The 19595-nt window shown below is 71.8% G+C and carries 16 protein-coding genes; 12 read left to right on the top strand and 4 right to left on the bottom strand.

The genetic code is table 11. The features are described 5' to 3' along the window. Window positions 1-82: 82 nt before the first annotated feature. Both F4562_RS20740 and F4562_RS20735 read right to left on the bottom strand, forming a co-directional pair. Entirely contained in the window at window positions 83-607 is a 525-nt protein-coding gene (locus tag F4562_RS20740; RefSeq protein ID WP_184544883.1) for a hypothetical protein, read from the bottom strand. Between the two features lie 211 nt (window positions 608-818). Continuing rightward, the gene (locus F4562_RS20735; protein WP_184544881.1) at window positions 819-1361 is read right to left on the bottom strand and encodes a GNAT family N-acetyltransferase; all 543 of its coding nucleotides are present in this window, start codon (window positions 1359-1361) and stop codon (window positions 819-821) included. Between the two features lie 148 nt (window positions 1362-1509). Between F4562_RS20735 and F4562_RS20730 the strand changes: the two genes are divergently transcribed. From F4562_RS20730 to F4562_RS20690, 9 genes are all read left to right on the top strand, one after another. Next, window positions 1510-2118: a superoxide dismutase gene (locus tag F4562_RS20730; protein WP_184544879.1), complete on the top strand. Its 609-nt coding sequence runs from the start codon at window positions 1510-1512 to the stop codon at window positions 2116-2118. 69 nt (window positions 2119-2187) lie between these two features. Further along, window positions 2188-4377, top strand: coding sequence for a serine/threonine protein kinase (locus F4562_RS35090; protein WP_246473494.1), 2190 nt, complete (start codon window positions 2188-2190; stop codon window positions 4375-4377). A 35-nt stretch (window positions 4378-4412) separates the two neighbouring features. Next, window positions 4413-6134 carry a serine/threonine-protein kinase gene (locus F4562_RS20720; RefSeq protein ID WP_184544877.1) on the top strand — a complete coding sequence of 574 codons (1722 nt, stop codon included), beginning with the start codon at window positions 4413-4415 and terminating at the stop codon, window positions 6132-6134. Window positions 6135-6244: 110 nt separating this feature from the next. After that, window positions 6245-7636, top strand: a complete 1392-nt coding sequence (locus F4562_RS20715) for a class II fumarate hydratase (protein ID WP_184544875.1) — start codon at window positions 6245-6247, stop codon at window positions 7634-7636. Window positions 7637-7732: 96 nt separating this feature from the next. Beyond that, window positions 7733-8119, top strand: coding sequence for a tautomerase family protein (locus F4562_RS20710; protein WP_184544872.1), 387 nt, complete (start codon window positions 7733-7735; stop codon window positions 8117-8119). 154 nt (window positions 8120-8273) lie between these two features. After that, window positions 8274-9020 (top strand): 3-hydroxybutyrate dehydrogenase, encoded by a 747-nt coding sequence (locus F4562_RS20705; RefSeq protein WP_184544871.1) that lies wholly within the window; start codon window positions 8274-8276, stop codon window positions 9018-9020. 24 nt (window positions 9021-9044) lie between these two features. Then, a complete protein-coding gene (locus tag F4562_RS20700) occupies window positions 9045-10901 on the top strand; it encodes a helix-turn-helix domain-containing protein (RefSeq protein WP_246473493.1) in 1857 nt (618 codons plus the stop codon). A 288-nt stretch (window positions 10902-11189) separates the two neighbouring features. Beyond that, a complete protein-coding gene (locus F4562_RS20695) occupies window positions 11190-12509 on the top strand; it encodes an MFS transporter (RefSeq protein WP_184544867.1) in 1320 nt (439 codons plus the stop codon). Window positions 12510-12528: 19 nt separating this feature from the next. Further along, the gene (locus F4562_RS20690; protein ID WP_184544865.1) at window positions 12529-13560 is read left to right on the top strand and encodes an alpha/beta fold hydrolase; all 1032 of its coding nucleotides are present in this window, start codon (window positions 12529-12531) and stop codon (window positions 13558-13560) included. Window positions 13561-13700: 140 nt separating this feature from the next. Here the strand turns inward: F4562_RS20690 and F4562_RS20685 are convergent, their stop codons facing one another. Next, window positions 13701-15677 carry a glycosyltransferase family 2 protein gene (locus F4562_RS20685; RefSeq protein WP_184544864.1) on the bottom strand — a complete coding sequence of 659 codons (1977 nt, stop codon included), beginning with the start codon at window positions 15675-15677 and terminating at the stop codon, window positions 13701-13703. Between the two features lie 60 nt (window positions 15678-15737). Further along, window positions 15738-16469 carry an aggregation-promoting factor C-terminal-like domain-containing protein gene (locus tag F4562_RS20680; protein ID WP_184544862.1) on the bottom strand — a complete coding sequence of 244 codons (732 nt, stop codon included), beginning with the start codon at window positions 16467-16469 and terminating at the stop codon, window positions 15738-15740. A 306-nt stretch (window positions 16470-16775) separates the two neighbouring features. Here F4562_RS20680 and F4562_RS20675 point away from each other — a divergent pair, with 306 nt between their 5' ends. The 3 genes from F4562_RS20675 (at window position 16776) to F4562_RS20665 (ending at window position 19488) form a co-directional block, all read left to right on the top strand. Beyond that, on the top strand, window positions 16776-17450 hold the full coding sequence (locus tag F4562_RS20675; RefSeq protein ID WP_184544860.1) for a response regulator: 675 nt from the start codon (window positions 16776-16778) through the stop codon (window positions 17448-17450). An 86-nt stretch (window positions 17451-17536) separates the two neighbouring features. Next, window positions 17537-18943 carry an ATP-binding protein gene (locus F4562_RS20670; RefSeq protein WP_184544858.1) on the top strand — a complete coding sequence of 469 codons (1407 nt, stop codon included), beginning with the start codon at window positions 17537-17539 and terminating at the stop codon, window positions 18941-18943. Further along, window positions 18940-19488 carry a hypothetical protein gene (locus tag F4562_RS20665; protein ID WP_184544857.1) on the top strand — a complete coding sequence of 183 codons (549 nt, stop codon included), beginning with the start codon at window positions 18940-18942 and terminating at the stop codon, window positions 19486-19488. The genes F4562_RS20670 and F4562_RS20665 overlap by 4 nt, the downstream gene beginning before the upstream one ends. Window positions 19489-19595: the final 107 nt, after the last annotated feature.

The raw sequence follows: 19595 nt of genomic DNA, 5'->3' as shown, positions 1-19595 counted from the left end.
CGCACCCGGCGTAGGGGAGGTCCCGCCCGCTCGGGCGGGACCTCCCCGTGCGGGCACGGGTCCCCCGGTGCGGGGGACGTGTTCAGGGGACGTGGATCTCCTGGACCTTGACGATGACCCCCCGGTAGATGGTGATCAGCGCGGGCCTGCGGTCGCCCTTCGAGCGGATCTTCTTCGCGCGGTCCAGCAGCACCTTGTCGGAGCAGCGCTTGACCCCCAGGCTGGTCCTCCTGTTCACGGTCACCTCCTTGCCGACCGGGCCGCAGCCGGAGACGCTGAGGTAGACGATGTCCTCCTCGATCGCCGAGGCGTGCAGGGAGACGCTGCCCGGCAGGGGCCCTACGAAGCGGCCTCCGCCGGCGCCGTTCCTCTTCCACCTGATCGGCTCGTACTCCAGCCGGTAGGCGTCCGCCCGGGTGATCCAGCCACGCAGGATGCCGTCCGAGTGGGGGCTGTACACCGCGGTGGCGCCGCTGGAGTCCTTCTGGAACGAGGTGCCGAAGACCTCGGGCACCGGGAAGTCGGGGACGGCCGCCGCCTCGGCGGTGGCCGTACCGGCCGTCGCGAGGGTGAACACGATGGCTGCCGCGGCCAGGGAACGCTTCATGCCTGTTGTGACACCACCGGCACGGACGCGGTTCCGCGAAGCCGGAGTGATCCGTGTCACGGACGACCGCGGGCGACGGTTCTCCCCAGCCGGGCGTGAAGAGTCCCGGCAGACATGTGAAGAGCCCCGGCGGGTGCGTGAAGAATCCTCTCGCGCGACCGTGACGAGCCGCCCGCGGGCCGCGGAGACCCCTCGGGGAGCCACATGCCTCTCAGGGAGCCACGCAGGCCCCTGGGGAAGCCGGAGAGAGGTAGACGCGGAAGATCCGCAGTCTCTCCCGGGGGACTTCAAACTCGCACGCCTGCGACCAGCCCAGGCGCTCGTAGAGCCGGACCGCGGCATCCGCCTCGGGCGAGGTGACCAGCCAGGAGGGGCCGGCGGCGGTGAAGCGCTCCACCAGGGCGGCGCCGACGCCCCGGCGGGTGAAACGGGGGTCGACCGCGAGTTCGTGCAGCTCGGAACGGCCGGTCAGGATCGGCAGCCTCTCTCCGAGCGCGTCGGCGATGTGCCCGTAGAGGCGGTCGGCGGGCCAGGGATCGGGGCAGGCGAATCCGCAGGTGAACCCGGCGGGTTCACCGTCGACACGCGCGATCACACAGCGGAAGCCGGGCTTGCCCGCCAACTGGGGCAGGCGCCGTACGAAGCCCTCGATCTGGTCGGGCGTCTCGTGCCACGGCGGCGGCGTGAAGGCCGCCGCATAGATCGACCTCAACGCTGCGGCGGTCGGCTCGACGTCGTCGAACGTCAGTGACACGAGACCCCCTGGACCGAACTGACACTCGCCATCCTGATGCAGTTGCGAGTAATTTGCAATAGCGCGGGACCTAGGTCGCAAGACCGATGTGGACGCGAGGTCCGCGCGAGTAGCTTTCGAACCCGTTGATCTACGAGGAGGCACACCCGTGAGCGAGTACACCCTGCCCGACATGCCGTACGACTACGCGGCCCTGGAGCCCGCCATCACCGGCGAGATCCTGGAGCTGCACCACGCCAAGCACCACGCCGCCTACGTCAAGGGGGCCAACGACACCCTGGAGCGGCTGGCCGAGGCCCGCGACAAGGGTGAGTTCGGCGGGCTGGTCGGACTGGAGAAGACCTTCGCCTTCAACCTCTCCGGCCACGTGCTGCACTCGATCTTCTGGCAGAACCTCTCCCCGGACGGCGGCGACCGCCCCGACGGCGAACTCGGCGACGCCATCACCGAGCACTTCGGGTCCTTCGAGGCGTTCAGGAAGCAGCTCACCACCGCCACCGCGACCGTGCAGGGCTCCGGGTGGGGCGTGCTGGCCTGGGAACCGCTCGGCCGTCGCCTGGTGGTCGAGCAGGTCTACGACCACCACGGCAACGTGGGGGCGAACACCACCCCGCTGCTGGTCTTCGACGCCTGGGAGCACGCCTACTACCTGCAGTACCGCAACGTGCGACCCGACTACGTCGAGAAGCTGTGGGATCTGGTCAACTGGAACGACGTGACGGAGCGTTTCTCAACTGTCACAGGCACAGAAATCTGACAGAAGATCGCAAGAAGATTCGGCCCGGTCTCTACTGGTCTCATTACGCAAATCGGTAAGCTGCACCACATGCGTGCTCCGCCCGGATACCTCCTTGCAGCGCGCTACCGGCTGGCGGAGCAGGTTGGGCGCGGCGGCATGGGCACCGTATGGCGAGCGCACGACGAGTTGCTCGACCGTGAGGTGGCGGTCAAGGAGGTACGCCTTCCCCTGGTCCTCGACGAGGACCTCCGTGCCGAACTCTGTGCCCGGACCGAACGCGAGGGCCGGGCCACCGCCATGGTGGCCCACCCCTCGGTCATCACCGTCTTCGACGTCGTCACCGAGGACGAGCGCCCCTGGATCGTGATGGAGCTGCTCCGCGCCAGGTCCGTGGAGCAGCTCCTGCGGGACCGCGGCCCGCTCCCGCCGCGCGAGGTGGCGGAGATCGGGCGGCAGGTCCTCGACGCGCTGCGCGCCGTGCACGCGAAGGGGATCCTCCACCGCGACGTGAAGCCCAGCAACGTGCTCGTGACCGACGACCGCGTGGTGCTCACCGACTTCGGCCTGGCCGCCCTGGAGGGCGACGTGTCGATCACGCAGGCGGGCATCGTGCTCGGTTCGGCCGGATACATCGCCCCGGAACGGGTGATGGGTGCCAAGGCCAACCCGTCCGCCGACCTGTGGTCACTCGGTGCGACCCTCTACACCGCCGTCGAGGGCCGCGGCCTGCACGGACGTCGTACGGCCGCCGCCGCGCTGGCCGCGCTGGCCAGCGGCGAGCCGATCCTGATGGAACGTGCCGGACCGCTGACCCCGGTGCTCCGCGGGCTGCTCACGATCGACCCGGCCAAGCGGCTGGACACGCCTCGGGCCGCGCTGATGCTCGCCCGGGTGGCGGCGGGCGGCACGGTCGACGACATGCTCGCCGCGCCGGAGACCCGCCCCAGGGACGGCGGAGGGCAGGCACGCCCCGGCGAGCCCCAGGACGGGCCCGGCAGGTCCCGGGACGACTCCGGCCCCGGACGGCCACGCAAGGGTGAGGGCGGATTCGGCAGGAACCTGCTGCGCCGTGCCCAGGGTGTGTCCGGCGTCCCCCGGAGCGGGCTCGATACCGACCGGTCGCGTGACGGTGGAAGCGGGCCGGTGCCCGAGTCGTCGCGCGGGCCCCGGTCCGGCTCCGGCGTGCCCTCCGGTGGGTCCGGCGCGGGCTCGTCCCGCCCCGCCGGCAGCCGGTCGCACGAGAACCCGGAACACCGGCCCCAGGGGACGTCCGTCGAGCCCCGGCAGAACAGCTCACAGGAGGGAGGCCGGCGGCAGCGACCCCAGGCCGGCGGCCGGCAGAACAGGTCCCAGGACGAGGGCCGGCAGAACACCTCACAGGGCAGCGGCCGGCAGAACACCTCACAGGACGAAACCTGGCAGCACACGTCCCAGAGCGGCGGCCGGCAGAACAGGTTCCAGGATGGCCCGGCCGGGGCCTGGCAGCACGGCTCTCAGGGCTCCTTCGACACGACCTCCCCCCGTCGAGCCCAGGACCCCTCGGCGGGAGCCTGGCAGAACAGGTCCCAGGACGGCGGCTGGCAGGCCACCTCCCAGGGCAGCGGCTGGCAGAACGAGTCGCAGGACGGCGGCTGGCAGAACAGGTCGCAGGACGGGGGTTGGCAGAACACGTCCCAGAGCGGCGACTGGCAGAACCAATCCCAGGGCAGCGGCCGACAGCCGCGGTCACAGGACGGAACCTGGCAGAACACGTCCCAGGGCAGCGGCCGGCAGAACGGTTCCCAGGACGGCGGCTGGCAGAACAGGTCGCAGGACGAGAGCCCTTCGGGCAGGTCCGGCGTCGATCAGCCGCGCAGACCCGAGGGCAGGACCGGCAGGGGCTCCCGGAACACCGGGAACATCACCGTGCCCTCCTTCGGCCGCCGCCCGCAGCACCGCGGAGTGCACCGGATCGGCTCCGTCCCGTCACCGGGAACGGCGCCGCGTCCCTCGGCTCCCAGTACGCCCACTCCCCCGCCGCGACCGACCCAGGCACACGCCCAGACGCACTCCCACGCCCATGTCCACCCCCACCCCCACCCCCAGGGTCAGGGCCACGCCCAGGCACCGGTGACCACGCCCGAACCCCGGACGCAGCGACGTCCGGGGGAGGGCGTGCACCGGAAACCGACACGTGTTCCACCGCCCTATCGCCCATTTGTCCGTTTTATGGCACCCTTCATCAGGATGCTGCTTCCCCGCCGCCTGTGGCCGAGGGAGCTTCGCAAGCGCGGGTAAAGCGCTTCACAAGGTGGAATGGCTATCTTCTTCTCATGCCGGAACAGCAGATGCGCGTGCTCGCGGACCGTTACGAGCTGATCGCGCCTCTCGGCCGGGGCACGATGGGCACGGTCTGGCGTGCCCATGATCGTTCCCTCGGCCGTGAGGTCGCGATCAAAGAGATCCGCCAGGAGCCCGGGCTCACCGAGAGCCAACGCGCCGAACTTCGGGAGCGCATGATCCGTGAGGGTCGTACGGCCGCCCGTATCAGCCACCCGTCGGTCGCCACCGTCCACGACGCGATCGTCGAGGACGACAGCCCGTGGATCATCATGGAGCTCGTACAGGCCCGATCCCTGGAGCAGGTGATCGAGGAGGAGGGGCCGCTCCCGCCCCGCCTGGTCGCCGAGATCGGGGTCGACCTGCTGGGGGCGCTCCGCGCGGCCCACGCCCAGGGGGTGCTCCACCGCGACGTCAAACCCGGCAACGTGCTGATCACCGAGAGCGGCCGGGTGGTCCTCACCGACTTCGGCATCGCCAAGGCCGAGGGCGACACGAGCCTCACCAAGACCGGCATGGTGATCGGCTCCCCCGGTTACACCGCGCCCGAGCGGGCGCGGGGCGAGCACTACGGGCCCGAGTCCGACCTCTGGTCGCTCGGCGCGACGTTGTACTTCGCGGTGGAGGGCCGCCCCGCCTACGAACGGGCGTCGGTGGCGGCGACGCTGGCCGCCCTGATGAGCGAGCAGGTCGACCCGCCGACCCAGGCCGGGCCGCTCCGCCCGGTGCTCGAACAACTCCTGGAGAAGGACTACCGGCAGCGGCTGACCGCCGCCCAGGCGAACGTGATGCTCCGCGCCGTCGCCGAGACCCCCTCGCACCTGGCCGACTCGTTGCCGGCCGAGCCTCCGCCCGCGTCCGACCCGCCCGCCGAGGCCGCGTCGCCCGCCGCCACCGCCCCGGCGGCACCGGTGCGGTCGGCGGACCCGCTGACCACGAATCCGGTCGCCGTGAAGACCGACCCGGCGGAGGACGGCGCGGGCGACGACGAGGAGTTCGACGCCAACCGCACCGTGGTCGTCATCCGCCCGAAGGGCGGCCTGCGCATCCCCGCCGGGCCCGCATCCACCGCCGGTTCCTCCCCGGAGGTCTCCGCCGCGCCGGACGCCCCTCCCGCCGCGGAGGCCGAGGCCCCGGCCGCCGCGGAGCCCGGCTCGCCGGTCGTGAGACGGCAGGGCCCGCCCGGCCTCGGCACCCCGGTCGCGCGACGGCCGGATTCACCCGGCACCCCCTGGACGGACACCCCGGCGGGCGAGTCGTCGGCCGCGCCGTCCCCCGGTTTCCCGGCGGACGGTCGCCCCAGCCCGTCGGACACGCCGCCGCACGGATTCGGCGCGGCGCCGCACGGATTCGGCGCGCCGGCCGCCGGAGGCGGTGACCAGGCGGGCCCGGACACCTCCGCCGGTCCGTACGGGGCCTCCCCCGCGGGCGCCTTCGCGGCGACCGGCCTCGGCCCGGCGGGCGGTCCCGGCGGTCCGGGGTCGCCGGAACCCTGGCGGCAGCCGGGCCCGGAGTACGGCGACGGGAGCTTCGGCCGGCCCCCGGGCCTGGGCACCGACCTGTTCGCCATCGCGGGCCAGGGCGGTTCGGCGGCCCAGGCGGCTCCCGGGCAGAAGTCCTCCTCCAAGAGCAGGATCGGCATCCTGGTCCTCATGGGCATCGCCGCCGTCGCCCTCGTGGTGATCATCATTCTGGCGGTGGCGGTCTTCGCCTGACGCGACCGGACCGCGGCCGTGACCGCCCGGACGGCCACGGGGCCGGGCGGCCACGGCCGGGGCGGAAGTGCCTCCGGCCCGTTCCGCCCCGCAGGACGCAGACTGGAACCATGAGCGAGTATCGGATCGAGCATGACTCGATGGGCGAGGTACGGGTTCCGGCGGACGCGAAGTGGCGGGCGCAGACCCAGCGGGCGGTGGAGAACTTCCCGGTGTCCGGACGCGGCCTGGAGAGCGCGCACATCGCCGCGATCGGCCTGATCAAGGCGCTCGCCGCCGAGGTCAACGCCGAGCTGGGGGTGCTCGACAAGGAGCTGGCGCAGGCGATCGCCGAGGCCGCGACCGACGTCGCGGAGAACGAGTGGGACGCGGAGTTCCCCGTCGACGTCTTCCAGACCGGCTCCGGCACCTCGTCCAACATGAACGCCAACGAGGTGATCGCCACGCTGGCCGAGGAGCGGCTGGGACGCCCCGTCCACCCCAACGACCACGTCAACGCCTCACAGTCGTCCAACGACGTCTTCCCCACCTCCATCCACGTGGCGGCCATGACCGAGGTGACCTACCACCTGATCCCCTCCCTGCGGCACCTGGCCACCGCGCTGCGGGCCAAGTCCGCGGAGTTCGAGGAGGTGGTCAAGGCGGGCCGTACGCACCTGATGGACGCCACCCCGGTCACGCTGGGCCAGGAGTTCGGCGGGTACGCCACGCAGGTCGACAACGCCATCGCCCGGGTGCGCTCCGCGCTCCCCCACCTGGCGCAGCTGCCGCTGGGCGGCACCGCGGTCGGCACCGGCGTCAACACCCCGCCGGGTTTCGCCCCCAAGGTCATCGAGAAGCTGCGCGAGGCCACCGGGCTGCCGTTCTCGGAGGCCCCCGACCACTTCGAGGCGCAGGGCGCCCGGGACGCGGTCGTGGAGCTGTCCGGCCAGCTCCGCACGATCGCGGTCTCACTCAACAAGATCGCCAACGACCTGCGCTGGATGGGGTCGGGCCCGCGCGCAGGGCTGGGCGAGATCAACCTGCCCGACCTGCAGCCCGGCTCGTCGATCATGCCGGGCAAGGTCAACCCCGTCGTCCCGGAGGCGGTGACCATGGTGGCCGCCCAGGTCATCGGGAACGACGCGGCGATCGCCTTCGCCGGCGCCTCCGGCAGCTTCGAGCTGAACGTCATGCTTCCGGTCATCGCGCGCAACATCCTGGAGTCCGTGCGGCTGCTCGCCAACGCCTCCCGGCTGCTGGCCGACCGCTGCGTGCACGGCGTCACCGCCAACACCGGCCGTCTGCGCGAGTACGCCGAATCGTCGCCGTCGATCGTGACGCCGCTCAACAGATACGTCGGGTACGAGGAGGCGGCCAGGATCGCCAAGCAGGCCCTGGCGGAGCGCAAGACGATCAGGGAGGTCGTGATCGAACGCGGCCACGTCGCCAACGGCACGCTCACCGAGGAGCGTCTCGACGCGCTGCTCGACGTGCTGTCGATGACCCGGCCGCCGGCGTAGCCCGTCCGCCCGCGCCTGTCCGCCCGGCGGCCCTTCCGGTGCCCTCCGCAAGGGCCGCCGGAGGGCACCGGAAGGAGACCTGGAAGACTCTGCGGCATGCCTCAGATCAAGTTCTACGGCCGCCGCGACGTCTGGTCGGACCGGCGGCAGGAGCTCTCCGACACCGTCCACGGCTGCCTGGTCGACGTATGGCGGCTCCCCCAGGACAAGCGGTTCCACCGGTTCCTGCTGCTGGACCCGGAGGACATGATCTGCTCACAGCGCGGTGAGCGGTACGTCATCGTGGAGATCCTCGGTTTCACCGGCCGGTCGGACGAGGCCAAGCGGGAGCTGATCCGCGCTCTGTTCGCCCGCGCGGAGAAGGACCTGGGCCTGTCGGTCGACGACCTGGAGGTGGTGATCCTGGAGTCTCCCAAGGTCAACTGGGGCATCCGCGGCGTGCCGGGCGACGAGCTGGAGCTGGCCTACCCGGTCACCGTCTGAGCGCGCCGCGGCGCCACCGCACGCCGGCATGCGGTCTCGCCGCGCACGCCGGTGTGCGCGGTGTCGCGCGCGGCACCGCGCACACAGGAAGTGCCGGGAGTATGTGGCCGGGCGACATGTGCCGGTGCCGGAGCCATTGCCTAGATTCGGCGGCATGATTGATCTGGCGGGCCGGCGGGCCGTGGTGACCGGGGCGGGCAGCGGGATCGGACGCGCCTGCGCGCTCCGGCTGGCCGCCGCCGGAGCGCATGTGGTGGTGGTCGACGTCGACGGGGAGTCCGCGGCGAAGGTGGCGGCCGAGGTCTCGGGCACGCCCCTCGTCGCGGACCTGTCCGCACCCGGCTTCGTCCGGGACATCCCGTCCGGGATCGACATCGTGGTGAACAACGCCGGGTTCCAGCACGTCGCCCCGGTCGAGGAGTTCCCGCCCGAAGTGTTCTCGAAGATCCTCAAAGTCATGGTGGAGGCCCCGTTCCTGCTGATCCGGGCGGCGCTGCCCGGCATGTACGAGCGCGGTTGGGGGCGGGTCGTCAACATCTCCTCCATCCACGGGCTCCGCGCCTCGCCGTACAAGTCGGCGTACGTGACGGCCAAGCACGCCCTCGAAGGGCTGTCGAAGGTCGTCGCCCTGGAAGGCGCGGCGCATGGGGTGACCTCCAACTGCGTCTGCCCCGCCTACGTCCGCACGCCCCTGGTGGAGAAGCAGATCGACGCGCAGGCCGAGACGCACGGCATCGGCCGGGACGAGGTGGTCGAGCAGGTCATGCTGGCCCCCGCCGCGATCAAACGGTTGATCGAACCGGAGGAGGTCGCCGAGTTGGTCGCCTACCTGTGCGGGCCGCACGGCTCCTTCATCACCGGCGCCTCGCTGCCCGTGGACGGCGGCTGGACGGCCCGCTGAGCGGAGCTGAGCAGAATGGACGCCATGAGCGGCGCACAGGTCTTCCTCGAACTGCTGGCCAGAGAGGCGTCGGCGGTGGAGTTCGAGGGGCCCGTGCTGGCTGCACGGACCGCCGGGGCCGACCCGGCGACCCTGGCGGAACTGGAGGAGGCCAAACTCGCCGCGCTGAAGGTGCGGGCACTGCTGCGGCGCAGGGCCAGGCGTGAGGCGGAGCTGTCGGCGCTGTTCGACACGGCGCGCGACCTGGCCGGGCTGCGCGACCTGGACGCCGTCCTGGAGGCCATCGTGCACCGGGCCAGGCAGTTGCTCGGCACCGACGCGGCCTACATGACCCTGCACGATCCCGAGCGCGGTGACACCTGGATGCGGGTGACCGACGGCTCGGTGTCGGCCAAGTTCCGCGCGCTGCGGCTGGGCATGGGCTCCGGTCTCGGCGGGCTGGTGGCGCAGACCGCCACCCCGTACGCGACCGCCGACTACTTCGCCGACGAGCGCTTCCGTCACAAGAGCGACATCGACGACGCCGTGCTGGAGGAGGGGCTGGTCGCCATCCTCGGCGTGCCGCTGAAGCTGGGGGCCAGGGTGATCGGGGTGCTGTTCGCGGCCAACCGGAGCGTGCGGCCCTTCACCCAGGACGAGGTGGTGCTGCTCGGTTCGCTGGCGGCGCACGCGGCGGTCGCGATCGACAACGCCCGGCTGCTCCAGGAGACCAGGAACGCGCTGGAGGAGCTGAGCGAGGCCAACCGGCAGGTGAACGCGCACAGCGAGGCCGTGGAGCGCGCCGCGCTCGCGCACGACCGGATGGCCGGGCTGGTGCTGCGCGGCGGCGGGGTCGAGGACGTGGCCGCGGTGGTGACGGAGGTGCTGGGCGGCTCGCTCGCCGTCCTCGACGACGCCGGGCGGCCGATCGCCGGTGACGCGGGCGTGCTGGACGAGGAGATGATCGCGGAGGCCGCGCGGTCGTCCAGGGCCCTGGGACGCACGGTGCGCCGGGGAAACCTGCTGGTCGCGTCGGTGGACGTGGGAGCCGAGCCGCTGTGCACGCTGGTGCTGCGCAACGGCGGCCAGGTGTCGGACACCGACCAGCGCATCCTGGAGCGCGCCTCGCTGGTCACCGCGCTGCTGCTGCTCTTCCGGCGCACGGTGGCCGAGGCGGAGGGCCGGGTCAGGGGCGAACTGCTCGACGACCTGATCTCCCGTCCCGGCCTGGACGGCCTGGCCGAGCGGGCCCGGCGGGTCGGGGTGGACCTGGACGCCGACCACGTAGTGGTCGTGGTCCGCCACGGCGGCGGACGCGAGCGCGCCGCGTTCTGGGCGTCCTCCCATGCCGCGCTGCACCACGGTCTCGCCGCCCAGCGCGGCGACGAGGTGGTGCTGCTGCTCCCCGGCGACCGGCCGGGGCCGGTCGCCAAGCGGCTGGCGGCCGAGCTGAGCGTCTCCCTGGGCCACCCGGCCACCGCGGGGGGTGGCGGTCCCGTGCGCGGTTCCTCACAGGTGGGTGCGGCCCACCGGGAGGCCCAGCGCTGCGCCGACGCGCTGGTGGCCCTGGGACGGACCGGAGAAGGCGCGAGCGCCGCCGAGCTGGGCTTCGTCGGGCTGCTGGTGGGCGAGGGACGCGACATCGGGGCGTTCGTCGCCTCGGCGATCGGCCCGGTGGTCGACTACGACGCCCGCCGGGGCACCACCCTTGTGCGGACGCTCACCGTCTACTTCGGCACGGGCGGCTCGCTGGCCCGGACGAGCGAGGCGCTGCACATCCACGTCAACACCGTCACCCAGCGCCTGGACCGGATCGGCCGGCTCCTCGGCGACGACTGGCAGGCACCCGAGCGTGCCCTGGAGATCCAGCTCGCCCTGCGCCTGCACCGTCTGCGCGGCTGACCCGCCAGGTCCCCGCCAGGCCGGCCACCGCCGGGCCCACCATGCTCTCGGGGCTCTCGGGGCTCTCGGGGCTCTCGGGCATCGTCATGCGTGCTCCTGGAGCTCCCCCTCTCCCCGGGAGGAAGACCGTTCACCGGTCCGCACAGTGTCAACCTGGCCGACGGTCACCGGGTATCCCCGCCACACATGGTGACCGGCAGGTGTGGGGGTCCGGCCCATAGGAGTGACGTCCGTCACTCCGTACGGTTGCCGAAATCCCCCCAACAGCGACCCTGTGTGGTGAGTGAGATGGCAGAGACAACCCGCACCCCCATCGGAAAGATCGTCGGCGCCAGCCTGATCGGCACGACGATCGAGTGGTACGACTTCTTCCTGTACGGTTCCGCCGCCGCGCTGATCTTCCCCAAGTTGTTCTTCCCCGAGTCGGAACCCCTCACCGGCACCTTGCTGGCGTTCCTGACCTACGCGGTGGGCTTCGTCGCCCGCCCGCTGGGTGCTCTGGTCTTCGGGCACTACGGTGACCGGCTGGGCCGCAAGAAACTGCTGGTCGTCAGCCTGCTGATGATGGGCGGGGCGACTTTCCTGATCGGCTGCCTGCCCACCCACGCGGCGATCGGCGCGGCGGCCCCGCTGCTGCTGACCGTGCTCCGGCTCGTCCAGGGCTTCGCCCTCGGCGGCGAGTGGGGCGGCGCGGTGCTCATCGTCTCCGAGCACGGCGATGCCCGGCGACGCGGCTACTGGGCCTCCTGGCCACAGGCGGGTGCCCCGGGCGGCAACCTGCTGGCCACCGCGGTCCTGGCGGTGCTGGCCGCGGTCCAGACGGACGAGGCGTTCCAGAGCTGGGGCTGGCGCGTCCCGTTCCTGCTCTCCGGCGTTCTGGTCCTGGTCGGCATGTGGATCCGGCTCTCCATCAGCGAGTCGCCGATCTTCCAGCAGGCGGTCGCCGGCCGCGAGCCCGCCCCCTCCCTGCCGATCGTGGACGTGATCAAGTACCACTGGCGGGACGTGCTCATCGCGATCGGCGCCCGCTTCGCGGAGAACGTCTCCTACTACGTGATCACCGCGTTCGTGCTGGTCTACGCGACGACCTCGGCCGGGCTGAGCAAGCCCGTCGTCCTCAACGCCGTGCTGATCGGGTCGGCCGTGCACTTCGTGTCGATCCCGCTGTGGGGAGCGCTGTCCGACCGGCTCGGCCGCCGGCCCGTCTACCTGCTCGGCGCGGCCGGGGTGGGTCTGTGGGCCTTCGCGTTCTTCCCGCTGATCGACACCGGCAACTTCGCCGCGATCACCCTGGCGGTGACGGTCGGGCTGGTGCTGCACGGCGCGATGTACGGTCCGCAGGCGGCGTTCTTCTCGGAGCTGTTCGCCACCCGGATGCGCTACTCGGGCGTGTCGATCGGCTCCCAGCTCGCTTCCATCGTCGCCGGCGGCCTGGCCCCGCTGATCGCGGTGGCCCTGCTGGACGCCTACGGGTCGGCGCTGCCGGTCATGCTCTACGTGCTCGGCGCCGCCGTGCTCACCCTGATAACCATGTACGTCGCACGTGAGACCCGGGGGCGTGACCTGGTCACCCTCGGCGGCGTCGACGAGGCCACGACCCCCCGTTGAACCCTACGGAGAACATCTGATGCACATCGAGAGCCGGCGGACGCCCACCGCCCGCGTCACCCAGAACGTCCTGTCGGTCGCCGGCGGCGGGGACGCGGGCGGGGAGACGGTGGTGCTGGTGCACGGCAACGTGTCGAGCGCCGTCTTCTGGCGGGGCACGATGCTCGCCCTGGCCGAGGCCGGTCACCGGCCGCTCGCCGTCGACCTGCGGGGCTTCGGCGACACCGACCCCGCCCCGGTCGACGCCACCCGCGGTCTGCGAGACTACTCCGACGACCTGCTCGCCCTCCTCGACTCCCTCGGACTCGACGGGGTGCACCTGGTCGGCTGGAGCATGGGCGGCGGCGTGGTGCTCCAGGCGCTGCGCGACCGGCCGGCCGCGGTGCGGAGCGTGACGCTGGTCAACCCCATCTCGCCGTACGGTTTCGGCGGCACGCACGGTGCCGACGGGGCGTTGAACCACCCCGACGGCACCGGCGGCGGCGCGGGCGGCGCCAACCCGGAGTTCGTCAAGCGCTTGGCGGCCGGTGACACCTCGGCCGACTCGCCGGTCTCGCCGCGGAGCGTCCTGCGCTCCTCGTACGTCAAGCCCGGCACGAAAATCGAGGATGAGGACGAGGACGCGTTCGTCGCGTCGATGCTCTCCACCAGGACCGGTGACGACCACTACCCGGGCGACACCGTCGCCTCCGGCGAGTGGCCCGGGGTGGCTCCCGGCACGCGGGGGGTGCTGAACGCGTTCGCGCCGACGCACTTCCGCCTGGACGACCTGCACACGATCGACCCGAAGCCGCCGATCCTGTGGATCAGGGGTGAGGACGACGTGATCGTCTCCGACACCTCGCTGTTCGACCTGGCCCATCTGGGAGCCCTGGGGGTCGTCCCCGGTTCGCCGGGCACCCCGGCGCAGCCGATGATCACCCAGACCAGGGCCGCCCTGGAGCGGTACGGCTCCTACACCGAGGTCGTCCTCGACTGCGGTCACAGCCCGCACATCGAGCGGCCGGCGGAGTTCCGTGCCGCCCTCACCGGCCACCTGAAGCGGAGCTGACCCCCGCATGCCCGGACGGGTCCCGGAGGGGGCCCGTCCGGGTCGTGGACACCGGAGCCGCCCCGGTCGTGGACACCGGGCCCGTCCGGATCGTGGAAACCGGCCCGTCCGGGCCCGCGCGGCGAGGACCGGCCGGGCCGTCAGCCGGTCAGGTAGCGGCGGCGCACCGCGCGGGTGGCCCGGACGGCGCCGCGGGCACCGGGGACGCGCAGGGCGATCCGCTTGAGCAGCGGGTACCAGGGCTCGGGCGGCCGGGCGGCGGCGGCCCCGCGGACCTCCACCCGCCCGCCGCGGCTCATCTCGATCCGGAAGCGGAGTCCCACGTCCACGCCGTCCACCCTCAGGTACGGCGCCCAGGAGCCGGGTGACAGGTAGCCGTCGCGGTGCAGCAGCCGGGTCGGGATCTTGGCGATCAACCGCCCGGCCAGTTCCCCGGGCACCCCCGGTTCGACCAGCGCGGGCGCGGAGACCTCACGCTCCCCGCCCGAGGTCTGGCACAGCACCAGCTCCGCGGGCGGTCCTCCGCTCGGCGGCACGTACGGCACCGGTACGACGACGAAGACGTGCTTGCGCTGCCGGGTGACCGTCGTCCCCGGTGAGACGAGGACGATCGACTCGGGGAAGGAACGCGGCTCCACGCAGACCCCGAGCTCCCCCCGGTCCGACCACCAGGGGACGATCAGCCGCCGGGAGTGGCCGGCGAGCGTTCCGGTGCAGTTCAGCGGCATCCCCGTCACCCGGGTACGTGCCTGGTGGGGGCCGCTGAGCATGCGCACGTGGATCTCCCACAGGCCCGCGGGCAGCGGCCCGCCCAGGGCCGCCGAGTCGGCGTCCAGCCGGGCCGTCCCGGTGACCTGGAGCCGGACCCCGTTGCGGTGCCTGCACCGGACCACCGAGCACCGCACCGGCAGGAAGTGGATGAGCCCGCTCTCCTCGTGCCTGACGTAGACCTCGAAGCGTGCGCGCGCGGCGACCTGGCTGATGTCCGCGAGCTCCGGCGGCAGGCGGAGTCCGTCCAGGGGGACCGGCGGCTCCCACAGCAGGCCGTCCTGACCGTACGGGACAAAACGGATCGGGCTGCCGTCGGCGCGCATGATCTCCACGGTGAGCCCCATGGTGAACGCGCCGTCCTCCCAGACGACCTCCCTGAGGTCGGCCTGCAGGTGGACGCCGCGCATGGCGGCGGCGAGCACGATGAGCTGGTCGAGCCTTCCCGCGCGCAGCAGCGCCGCGCGGGCCCGCAGGTGGACCGGCAGGTGGACGTCGAGGCGCGGGGGGAAGCGCCGGACGACCAGTTCGCGCAGGGTCGTGAAGGTCGCCGCCCGGTCCGCGGACGAGGTGGCGAACCCGGTTCCGCCGAGCCTGCGCAGCACCGCGGTGCGGAACCAGTGGGCGTACATCCGGTCCCGCTGGCGTCCCTCGGGAACCTCGTCGTCGATGATGTCGAGCAGCTCGCGCAGCTCCGCGACCCAGTCGTACGGGTCGCACGGCGGCTCGGGCACCTCCTCGACGTGGCAACAGATCTGGCCGGCCAGGATAGAGATGATCTTCGCCCGGAGGTAGGCGCGGACGACGAACGCCTGCTCGGCCAGGAGGCCGCCGGGGTCGGTGAAGTTGAGCGCCTCGGCGTCCAGGAACGCCCGGCGGTAGAGCTTGTGCGGGGTGAGCAGCCCGAGCAGGCGGTCCTTGACGACGTCGGCGCGCTCGCGGTCGGCCTCGAAGGCCGGCGCGGGCGGCCGGCGGTCCCCGGCCAGGCGCCCGACGAGGATGTCGGCCTCGGTCTCCACCGCCCGCCGGTACATGGCCGCGAGCGCCGTCCGCTCCAGGCGGTCCGTCTGGTTCATCAGGTAGACGTACTCGCCCCTGGCGACCATCAGCCCGACGTTGCGGCCCCGCATCGGCGAGCCGGTCGGTGTCAGATGGAGGACCTTGACGTTGGACCGTACCGCGGCGATGGCGTCGAGCCGTTGCTGGATGCCGTCATCGGAGCCGTCGTCGGCGAAGATGACCTCGTACTCCTCCGGGGCCATGGACTGATCCAGCACCGACCGGATACAGGCGTCGGCGCCCTCGCCGGGATTGCGCACCGGCACCACCACGCTGACCTTCACGTCCATGCGGCCAAGGGTGCGGCGCCCGAGGCCGGCAGGAGGCCAGACTTGCCGACTCCTGGTCTCTCAGTACCAGCCCTTGGCCTGGGAATGGGCCCAGGCGCCGCAGGGGGTGCCGTAGCGGCCCTTGATGTAGGTGAGCCCCCACTCGATCTGGGTGGCCGGGTTGGTCTGCCAGTCGCCGCCGGCGCTGGCCATCTTGTGGCCGGGCAGGGACTGCGGGATGCCGTAGGCGCCGCTGGAGGTGTTCATCGCGCGCTCGTTCCAGCCGCTCTCCTTGGTCCAGAGCTTCTCCAGGCAGCCCCACTGGTCACCCCAGCCGCGGGCCTCCAGCATCTGCTTGCCGATGGCCTTGTTGCCGGTCGGGTTGGCGGTGCCCGGCGGGAGGCTCTTGGGGTCGAAGCCGCCGCCGCCCGGGGCCTCCTCAACGATCTTGATCTGGCTGAGCGGCCGGCGGTTCTCACGTTCGGCGGCGAGCTCGTCGGCCCGCAGCGCCTGCGCCGCCTGGGCCTTGAGGATGTCGGACTGCAGGTCGGCGCCGAACGGGTCGTCGCTGAGGACCTGGGCCATCTCGTCGAGGGTGAGCGGGCTGGCGGTGGCCGCGGCGTTCTTCATCGCGGTCTGCACGGTGAAGGCGCCCCCGCCGACCACGACCAGGAAGGCGGTTCCAAGGATCATGACGCGCTTGGGGGTCAGCCACCCCTGCCCGGCGGACTTCGTCCTGGCCTTGGCCGACTGGCGGCCCGCGCGGCGACCGCGGGGGGCCTGGGGCTCCGAGTGCGGTGATCCTGAACTCACGACCTATGAGCTTGCCGTGCACAGGGGGGTGGTCCGCAACCGAAACGAAGGAGTTGGTTGACGTTCCGGCTACCTCCCCGAGCCCTTTCGCCCAGCTCACTGCCGGATTAGTGGCTGTTTCCTTACACATATTATACTAATGTGATTTTGGTCACATTGTCGGGATAAGGCGGGCGGGGTGCGGACTCCGGCGACGAAGACAGGGCCACTTGTCATGCCCCCAGCGCGTCTTTCAGCTAATGTTCGCCTTATGTCACGGTTTCGTGACGCAGTAGGCACTATCCCCCTTGGAAGAATGATCACCTGGTGGCTGGCATCCTCCTCGTAGAAGACGACCCCTCGGTCCGCACCGGGCTCGAACTCGCGCTGTCCCGGCAGGGCCATTCCGTGACCGCGTACGCCACCGGTGAGGAGGCCCTCGAACACATCAGGACCCGGCGGCCCGAGATCGCCGTCCTGGACGTGATGCTGCCCGGAATCGACGGGGTCGAAGTGTGCCGCCGCATCCGCCGGATGGACCAGCTGCCGGTGATCCTGCTGACCGCCCGCGGCGACGACCTCGACGTGGTCGTGGGCCTGGAGGCGGGAGCCGACGACTACGTGGTCAAGCCGGTCGAGCCCCGCGTGCTGGACGCCCGCATCCGCGCCGTCCTGCGCCGGGTGGAGTCGGTCGCCTCCGATCGCATCACCTTCGGCGACCTGGTCATCGACCGCGGCGCGCTGAAGGTGTCGCTGGGCGGACGCGAGGTCCACCTGACCCCCACGGAGCTGCGGCTGTTGCTGGAGCTCGTCCGTCACCCCGGCCAGGTCCTCAACCGCAGATACCTGCTGCGGGCCGTCTGGGACCACACCCACGTCGCCGACTCCCGGCTGGTGGACGCGTGCGTGCAGCGGGTGCGCGCCAAGATCGAGCGGGTGCCCGCCGAGCCCGAGTTCATCCACACGGTCCGCGGATTCGGCTACCGCTTCAGCCCGCCGTGAGGCTCCGGTTCACCCCGAGGCTCCGGTTCCCCATGAGACTCCGGTCCGCCACGAGACTCCGGCCCGTCGCGCGGATCCGGCCCGTCGTGAAGCGCGCCTACACCGGCCTGCGAGGACGCCTGGTGATCACGTTCACGGTGATCGCCTTCGCGGCCTCCTCGCTGGTCGCGGGGATCGGCTACGAGCTCGTCAAGCGGAACGTGATCAACCGCGCCGAGCAGGTCGCGGTGAACGACGTGCGTGACACCCTCGAAGGCACCAGGGCTCCTCTCGGCGCGCTCTGGCCCGGTGACAGCCCGCCCACCAACGAGGAGATCGGCGCGTTGCAGCGCGGCCTGCGTCCGCAGGGCGGCAGGGTGGTGGTCCGCTACGAGGAGTACCTCTACCCGGACGGCGACTTCAGCGTGCGGGACGTCCCCGCCGACCTCGGCGCCCGCGCCACCCAGCGGATGGTCGCCAAGCGGCAGGTCATGCACGGGAGCATGTGGTTGATCATCGGCACCCCGGTCTGGCGGATCGAGCCCATCCACACCGCCCAGCCCACCGGGATGAGCGTCTTCGTCTTCGTCCCCCTCGCCGACGAGGAACGGCTGCTGACGGGGCTGCGGCGACCGCTGGCCGGTGTGGGGGCCTTCATGCTCGTCGTCGCGCTCGCCCTGGGACTGGTGTCGGCCCGGCGGGTCCTGCTGCCCGTCCGGCAGCTCGGCTCCGCCGCGCGCGCGCTCGGCGCCGGCCATCTGGACACCCGGTTGCCGGTCCGCGGCCAGGACGAGCTGGCCGAGCTGACCGCCACCTTCAACGACACCGCCGCCGCCCTGGAGAAGAGCGTCTCGGAGCTGCGTGCCCTGGAAGCCATGTCGCGCCGTTTCGTGGCCGACGTCTCCCACGAACTGCGGACCCCGCTGACCGCGATGACCGCGGTCACCGACATGCTCTCCGAGGAGGCCGAGCGGCTGCCGCACGAGCCCGCGGCGGCCGTGCGGCTGGTGCTGCGGGAGATCGAGCGGCTGCGTACCCTGGTGGAGCAGCTCATCGAGGCGAGCCGGTTCGACTCGGGGACGGCCCGGCTGAACCTCGACACCGTGCACGTCGTCGACACGGTCTGGGACTGCCTGGAGGTGCGCGGCTGGTCGGACAAGGTCCGGGTGAACGTGCCGCAGGGGCTGACCTTCTCCCTCGACCCCAGACGCTTCGACGTCATCGTGGCCAACCTGGTGGGCAACGCCCTGCGCCACGGTGAGCCCCCGGTCATCGTGACCGCCCGCAGCACCACGGACGGCCTGGAGGTGAAGGTGCGGGACCACGGCAAGGGCATTCCGGAAAAGGATCTACCGTACGTGTTCAACCGCTTCTACAAGGCCAGCGCCAGCAGCGACGGCAGCGGACTGGGCCTGTCCATCGCACGGGCCAACGCCCAGCTGCACGGGGGGACGATCTCGGTCAGCGCCGAGCGGCCGGGCACCCTCTTCACCGTCCGGCTCCCGAACCCATGAGGCGGCTCACCCGGGTGCTCGCCGCCGTCCTGCTGATCGGCGGATGTGGCATCTCCCCCACGGAGGTGCAGGACCACGGCCGCCCACCGGTGATCAGCTACAGCCCGACGTGGGTGACGGTCTACCTGATCCGGGACGGCCGGCTGGAACCGGTCAAGATCCCGGTGATCTCCGACTCGGCCAAGCACGTCGTCGACACCCTGTTCCGGGCCGGCAAGCAGCCGCCGGAGCCGGGACTGACGAGCATGCTCAACGACTTCACCCACTACGACACCAAGACGACCCGCTACTCCGACGCCACCCTGCAGCGCAACGACCCGGACGACAGCCTGGGCTACCGGCTGAACGTGATCATCACCGGCGAGGGCAAGATCCCCCGGGCGGGCCTGGCGCAGATCACCTGCACCATCAGGCAGAACAAGCAGGAGAGCATCTGGAGTGTCGAGATCACCCGGCTGTTCCCGGGCACCCCGGAGTCGATGGGCGAGCACACCTGCTTCGAGTTCCGCGACCTCGCCGCCAAGGGGGTACGCCTGCCTCCGTGAGACCTCGGACCCGCACGGGTCGGCGATCGCGGAGAACGGGCCGGCGGGCACGGGAAATGAAGGCGGGCACGGGCAACGGACCGGCGGGCACGGATAACAGGCCGGCG

This window comes from Streptosporangium becharense, assembly GCF_014204985.1.
Classification (GTDB): Bacteria; Actinomycetota; Actinomycetes; order Streptosporangiales; family Streptosporangiaceae; genus Streptosporangium; species Streptosporangium becharense.
The sequence above is the reverse complement of the archived record's forward strand: the minus strand, read 5'-3'. Positions and strand labels throughout refer to the sequence as shown.

Coding starts and splice junctions, on each gene's coding strand:
- F4562_RS20740 (WP_184544883.1), bottom strand. CDS start 607: ATGAAGCGTTCCCTGGCCGCGGCAGCCATCGTGTTCACCCTCGCGACG.
- F4562_RS35090 (WP_246473494.1), top strand. CDS start 2,188: ATGCGTGCTCCGCCCGGATACCTCCTTGCAGCGCGCTACCGGCTGGCG.
- F4562_RS20720 (WP_184544877.1), top strand. CDS start 4,413: ATGCCGGAACAGCAGATGCGCGTGCTCGCGGACCGTTACGAGCTGATC.
- F4562_RS20715 (WP_184544875.1), top strand. CDS start 6,245: ATGAGCGAGTATCGGATCGAGCATGACTCGATGGGCGAGGTACGGGTT.
- F4562_RS20710 (WP_184544872.1), top strand. CDS start 7,733: ATGCCTCAGATCAAGTTCTACGGCCGCCGCGACGTCTGGTCGGACCGG.
- F4562_RS20705 (WP_184544871.1), top strand. CDS start 8,274: ATGATTGATCTGGCGGGCCGGCGGGCCGTGGTGACCGGGGCGGGCAGC.
- F4562_RS20700 (WP_246473493.1), top strand. CDS start 9,045: ATGAGCGGCGCACAGGTCTTCCTCGAACTGCTGGCCAGAGAGGCGTCG.
- F4562_RS20695 (WP_184544867.1), top strand. CDS start 11,190: ATGGCAGAGACAACCCGCACCCCCATCGGAAAGATCGTCGGCGCCAGC.
- F4562_RS20690 (WP_184544865.1), top strand. CDS start 12,529: ATGCACATCGAGAGCCGGCGGACGCCCACCGCCCGCGTCACCCAGAAC.
- F4562_RS20685 (WP_184544864.1), bottom strand. CDS start 15,677: ATGGACGTGAAGGTCAGCGTGGTGGTGCCGGTGCGCAATCCCGGCGAG.
- F4562_RS20665 (WP_184544857.1), top strand. CDS start 18,940: ATGAGGCGGCTCACCCGGGTGCTCGCCGCCGTCCTGCTGATCGGCGGA.